General features: G+C 75.4%; 4 protein-coding genes and 1 pseudogene. 3 read left to right on the top strand and 2 right to left on the bottom strand.

The features are described 5' to 3' along the window. From E1258_RS29665 to E1258_RS29655, 3 genes and pseudogenes are all read left to right on the top strand, one after another. The coding region (locus tag E1258_RS29665) for a LiaF domain-containing protein (RefSeq protein WP_243715772.1) at positions 1-838 on the top strand (838 nt) is incomplete at its 5' end. Beyond that, positions 835-1095: pseudogene (locus tag E1258_RS29660) on the top strand (hypothetical protein); the annotation flags it as partial. The gene E1258_RS29665 and the pseudogene E1258_RS29660, both read left to right, overlap by 4 nt. Before the next feature lie 556 nt (positions 1096-1651). Next, positions 1652-2905: a phosphatidylserine decarboxylase gene (locus E1258_RS29655; protein ID WP_132406927.1), complete on the top strand. Its 1254-nt coding sequence runs from the start codon at positions 1652-1654 to the stop codon at positions 2903-2905. A gap of 59 nt (positions 2906-2964) precedes the next feature. Here E1258_RS29655 and E1258_RS29650 read toward each other — a convergent pair whose 3' ends face one another. Both E1258_RS29650 and E1258_RS29645 read right to left on the bottom strand, forming a co-directional pair. Further along, positions 2965-3885: a phosphatidylcholine/phosphatidylserine synthase gene (locus E1258_RS29650; RefSeq protein ID WP_132406925.1), complete on the bottom strand. Its 921-nt coding sequence runs from the start codon at positions 3883-3885 to the stop codon at positions 2965-2967. A 345-nt stretch (positions 3886-4230) separates the two neighbouring features. Continuing rightward, positions 4231-5080: NUDIX hydrolase (locus tag E1258_RS29645; RefSeq protein WP_132406923.1), on the bottom strand; the 850-nt coding region annotated here is incomplete at its 5' end.

The following is a 5080-nucleotide window of genomic DNA, read 5'->3' as shown; positions in this document are numbered from 1 at the left end:
GCCCCCGGCCGGGGCGACCGCCGGGCTACCGGCCTGGCCGCCCGCGCCGGCCCCGTCGGCCGGCTTCCCTCCCCCGCTCGGCGCACCCGTGGGCGGCTATCCGCCGGTCGCCGCGCCCACGCCGCCCGGCTACCGGCCGCCGTTCGCCCCGCACGGCCCGTACGCCAAGGGGCCGCAACCGGCACCGCCACCGCCACTCCCGCCGGCCAAACCGCCGAAGCAGCCCAAGGAACGGTCCCCGCTGGGTGCCGTGACCTTCTCGCTGATCTTCCTGGCGCTCGGCGTGGTCGCCGTGCTCGACCTGCTGGACGTGGTGGAGGTGGGGGCGGCGGCGTACTTCGCAGCGGCCCTGGCGACCATCGGGCTGGGGCTGCTCGTCGGCACCTGGTTCGGTCGGGCGCGGTGGCTGATCGCGCTCGGGCTGGTCACCGCGGCGGCGCTCGGCGTCGCCACCGTCGCGGAGTCCTACGACCGGGTCCGTGGCGTGGAGGGGGACGTCACCTGGGCTCCCACGGACCGCCGCGACGTGGCCGACCGGTACGAGAACAACTTCGGCGACGCCGTGCTGGACCTGCGCGCCATCGACTTCGACAAGCAGGAGACCCAGATCACCATCGCGATCAACTTCGGCCACGCGACCGTGGTGGTGCCACCCAACGTCGACGTCACCACGCTGGCCGACGTCAACGCCGGGGACGCGACCATCTTCGGCAACCACTCGCACGGGCTTGTTGGCCGGCCCCGGGAGAGCACCGACCTCGGCGCGGACGGCGCCGGCGGCGGGAAGCTACGCCTCTACATCCACGTCAACGCCGGAGACCTGGAGGTGACCCGGTGAAGGCGCACCGCACCGACGTCGTGTCGCTCGGCTTCGGCCTGTTCTTCGCCGCCCTCGCCGCCTGGTGGCTGTTCGCCCAGCTGCTCGGCCTGGCCCTCCCGCCGATCGGCTGGTTCCTGGCCGGAGGCCTGCTCCTGATCGGCGTGCTGGGCCTGGTCGGCGCGCTGCGCTCCGGCCGGGGCGACCGGACGGCCGCCCCACACGCGGCAACCACCGGTGCCACGGCCACCGAGGTCGGTGCCCAGCCGGCCGAGGAACCCGGCGCCGACCTCACCGCCACCGAAGCAGGTGGCGAGCGGGCCGACGAGTGGCCGATCGCCGCCGTCTCCGACAGCCTGCCCGAGGTGGTCGAGGGCCGGCCGGTCAGCGGCGTCCAGGCTCCCCGCTGGTCGCCGACCGAACCGCCCGACGAGGACCTGGCCACCCGGGAGTTCGGGACCGGGGCGGCCCGCGAGCGGGACACCGAACCGCTGCCCCGATTGGCCGCCGACGCGATCGCGCCGTACCCGCCGGTGGAGTCGGACGCCCCGCCGCAGCCAGGCCCCGAGCGAACGGGCGGTTGACCGCTGTGGTGCGGGCCCCGGCGGAGTGCGCATATGCTGGCCGATGGAGATCTCGCCTCCGCCGGCCGGCCCACGTTGCGGACCCCACCCGCAGCCGAGCCGTCGGGCCACCGACGACCGAGCCGCGTCGCGGGGCCTCGCCCGAGGCCCGGCCGCCCGTTCGCCGGCCCGTTCGCGCTCGCCCCCCGACCGGTCGCCGTGGCGATCCCACCGCGATTCCCGTCTCTACCTCGTCAGGAGCCCGTTCGACATGACCCAGTCCCCCGCCGTGCGCACCTCTGGCCGGCTCGGTCCGGTCCGCATCGGCGAGCGCGCCGCCCGTACCCTCGTCACCGAACTCGCCCGGCGCAACGACCCGAAGGCAGCGCTGCTGTTCGGCGCGACCCCGGACTCCGCGGTTCTGGCCGCGGCGATCGACGCCCTGCTGCCCGGCGACACCCTCACCGTCGTGCCGGCCGGGTCGGCGACGCCGGCCGTGCTGCGCGAGCACGTGACGGCCCAGGGCCGCTGGGTCGCCGACCGGGTACGCGTGGTGGACTCCCTCGCCGAGGCCGAAGCCGCCGAGGTGGTGATCGCCGCCGAGCCGCTCACCGGCACCGCCGACGAGGCCCGGACCACCGTCGACGGCCTGGCGAAGTACCTCGCCGATGGGGCGGTGCTCGCCGTGGCGGTGCCCGCCACCCCGGCCCGGACGGCCGGCGCGGCTGCCGAGTTGGAGCGGCAGGGCGCGCTGCACGGCGTCGGGAGCGACCTGGTGCTGCGCAACTCCCCGCCGGTGCGGGTGCACCGGCTCCGGTTCACCCCGGCCGACGCGACGGTCGCCGCCCGCCTCGCCCCGGCCCACCGGCCGTCGAGCGTCCCGCTGACCCGGGGCATGCACATCGACTCCAACGGGGTGGCGGCGGCCGGCATCGCCCTCGGCCTGGCGGCGCTGACCCGCCTCGCCCGGCCCAAGTCGAAGCTCTGGCTGCTGCCGGCCCTGGCCGCCGCACCGGTGGCCGCGTTCTTCCGGGATCCGGAGCGGGACGTCCCCGAGGACCCGTCGGCCGTCGTGGCCGCCGCCGACGGGCAGGTGCTGTCGGTGCAGCGGCTGCACGACGAGCGGTTCGGCGACGGCGAGTGGCTGCGGGTCGCGGTGTTCCTGTCGGTGCTGGACGTGCACGTCAACCGCTCCCCGGTGGCCGGCAAGGTGGTCGACTACTTCGTCGCCGACGGCGGGTTCGTCAACGCCATGAAGCCGGACGCCGAACACAATGTGGCGGCGTACACGGTGCTGGGCACCGAGCACGGCACCGTCGTCGTGGCGCAGCGCACCGGGCTGATCGCCCGACGGATCGTGCAGCGGGCCCCGATCGGGTCGCTGCTGGCCAGGGGCGAGCGCTTCGGCCTGATCCGGTTCGGCTCGCGGACCGACGTCTACCTGCCGGCCGACGCGGCCGACCCGCTGGTCGGGCCGGGCGACCGGGTGGTCGGCGGGTCCACGGTCATCGCCCGCTGGCGCTGACCCGGGCACGACGAAAGGGGCGCCGCTGGCGCGGCGCCCCTTTCTGGTCGATCGTCGGCTCAGGCGGTGCGGCGCTGGCGCAGCCAGAGCACCGGGCCGCTGACCAGGTAACCCACCACGATCAGAGCGAAGGTGAGCCGGACGTCGACCAGCGCGCCGACCACCGGGGCCAGCCAGAGCCACGGCGGCAGCTTCACCAGCCGGGCCAGCTTCGCGTACGGGAAGCTGGAAACCATCGCGAAGGCAAGCAGCGCCACCCCGACGATCTGCACGAGGCCGGGCAGCGGCAGGCCGAGGGCGACGGTCAGGGCCAGCACGGCCGCGGCCATCGTGGTCGGCACGCCGCAGAAGAAGCGGCCGTCTCTGGGCGAGACGTTGAACCGGGCGAGCCGGATCGCCGCGCAGGCGGCGACGAGCGCGGCGGCGACCGCTGCGGCGGCTCGCGGGGCCTCGCCGGCGAGCGAGGCGTAGACCACCACCGGGGCTGCCAGTCCGAAGGAGCACATGTCGGCCAGCGAGTCCATCTGGGCCCCGAACGGGCTGGCCACCCCGAACCGGCGGGCCAGCGCGCCGTCGAGTCCGTCGAACACCACGCAGGCGATCAGCAGGAGCGCGGCGAGGCGCACCTCGCCCTGCATGGCCACGAAGATGGCGTTGATGCCGAGCATGAGGCTGGCCAGCGTGCAGGCGTTGACCAGCGCGAACTTGGCCCGGCGGGCCGCCGTCCGCGCACCGGGCAGCAGCGGGATCGACATCGACGCCGCGTCGTCGACCGGGGCGCTGGGGCCCACGGCCGGACTCACTGGCACGACCGCCTCGACCTCGGTGCGCCGGTACCGGTCGAGGCCGTAGCGGCGGCGCTGCCGGTCGAGGTAGCGGTGCTCGGGCGAGGCCAGGTCGGTGCCCGCGGCGGCGACACCGTCGCGGCGCCCCACCCGGACGAGCAGCACCTGGCGGGCGAACGTGCTGCTGCGGCGCAACGGGCCCGCCCAGCGACGCCCTGCGGGGCGCGGACTGTCAGTCGTACGACGCCGGTGCCATGGGGCTCTCGGCACGTTTCCTCCATCACCGGATCGGGCTGGCCGCCACGAGGGCGGATGTCCGGCTGTCTCGTGCCGGACCGCTTCCTGGCCCGGCAGCCGTCAAAGCGGAGTACACCATTGCACAGGGGTGGGGGGCTTGGCGATAGCTGCCGGCGGTGCTTGTATCTCTGTTGAACCGCGCGAATCGCCTTTTCATTCCCATCTCAGGCCCGATCGCCCGATTCTCCATAACCCCGCCTTCAGCCTACCGGAGGCCGTCCTCACCGACTCGGCGGGCGGGCGCTATGCGGCCCGATGTCCGGTTACCAGCGCCGCCACCTCGGTCATCGGCAGATCGTCGAGCCGGTCCGGCGGGAACCAGGCGGCGGCGGCCGTCGACCCACCGGCCAGCTCGGTGACCCGGGCCTCGGTGGGCTCGTCTACCACCGCCCGGTAGATGACCCGCACCCCGTGCCAGTCCAGCGGCCGGCCCTCCGGCCCCAGCTCGCCGGGATCGTACCGGTGGTGGACCGCGAGCAGGTCGACCACCCGGCCGAGCTGGCCGGTCTCCTCGACCAACTCGCGGAGCAACCCGGCGGCCGGCTGCTCGCCGTGGTCGGTGCCGCCGCCGGGCAGGTGCCAGCAGCCGGCCCCCGGGTACCCGTCGGCGATCAGGGTGAGCAGCACCCGCCCGGCCGGGTCGGCAACCAGCCCGTACGCCGCGAAGCGCTGCCGCCGGTCGGCCTGGACCGGCGGGTACGGGCCACGGGCCGCGCCGGGCGCGGGCTGCGGCAGCGGGGTGACCGGCAGGCCGAGCACCTCGGCGGTGAACGGCATCAGCGGCAGCCGGGCGGCCTCGTCGAGGGTCGACCAGCGCACCAGGTCAGCGGTGCCGTCGGGCTCGCCGCGAAGCGTGCCGCCGGTCACCTCGACGGCGAAGACGATCCGGTCGGTGTGCAGCGCCACACCCGGCAGCCCGGTGACGTCCGAGACTGCGGCCAGCACGCCGGTCACCTCGACGGCGAGCCCGGTCTCCTCGGCGTACTCCCGGACCACGCCGGCCTCGGGATGCTCCCCGTGCTCCAGCCCGCCCCCGGGCACCTGCCACACCCCGGGGTGGTCGGCCGACGGGGACCCCCGTACGAGCAGAACC

It is taken from the genome of Micromonospora sp. KC207, from assembly GCF_004348615.1.
In the GTDB taxonomy this organism is placed as follows: Bacteria; Actinomycetota; Actinomycetes; order Mycobacteriales; family Micromonosporaceae; genus Micromonospora.
The sequence above is the reverse complement of the archived record's forward strand: the minus strand, read 5'-3'. Positions and strand labels throughout refer to the sequence as shown.

What these genes read in the sequence shown, in the direction of transcription:
- E1258_RS29655 (WP_132406927.1), top strand. Translation starts at nt 1,652, where the DNA reads ATGACCCAGTCCCCCGCCGTGCGCACCTCTGGCCGGCTCGGTCCGGTC.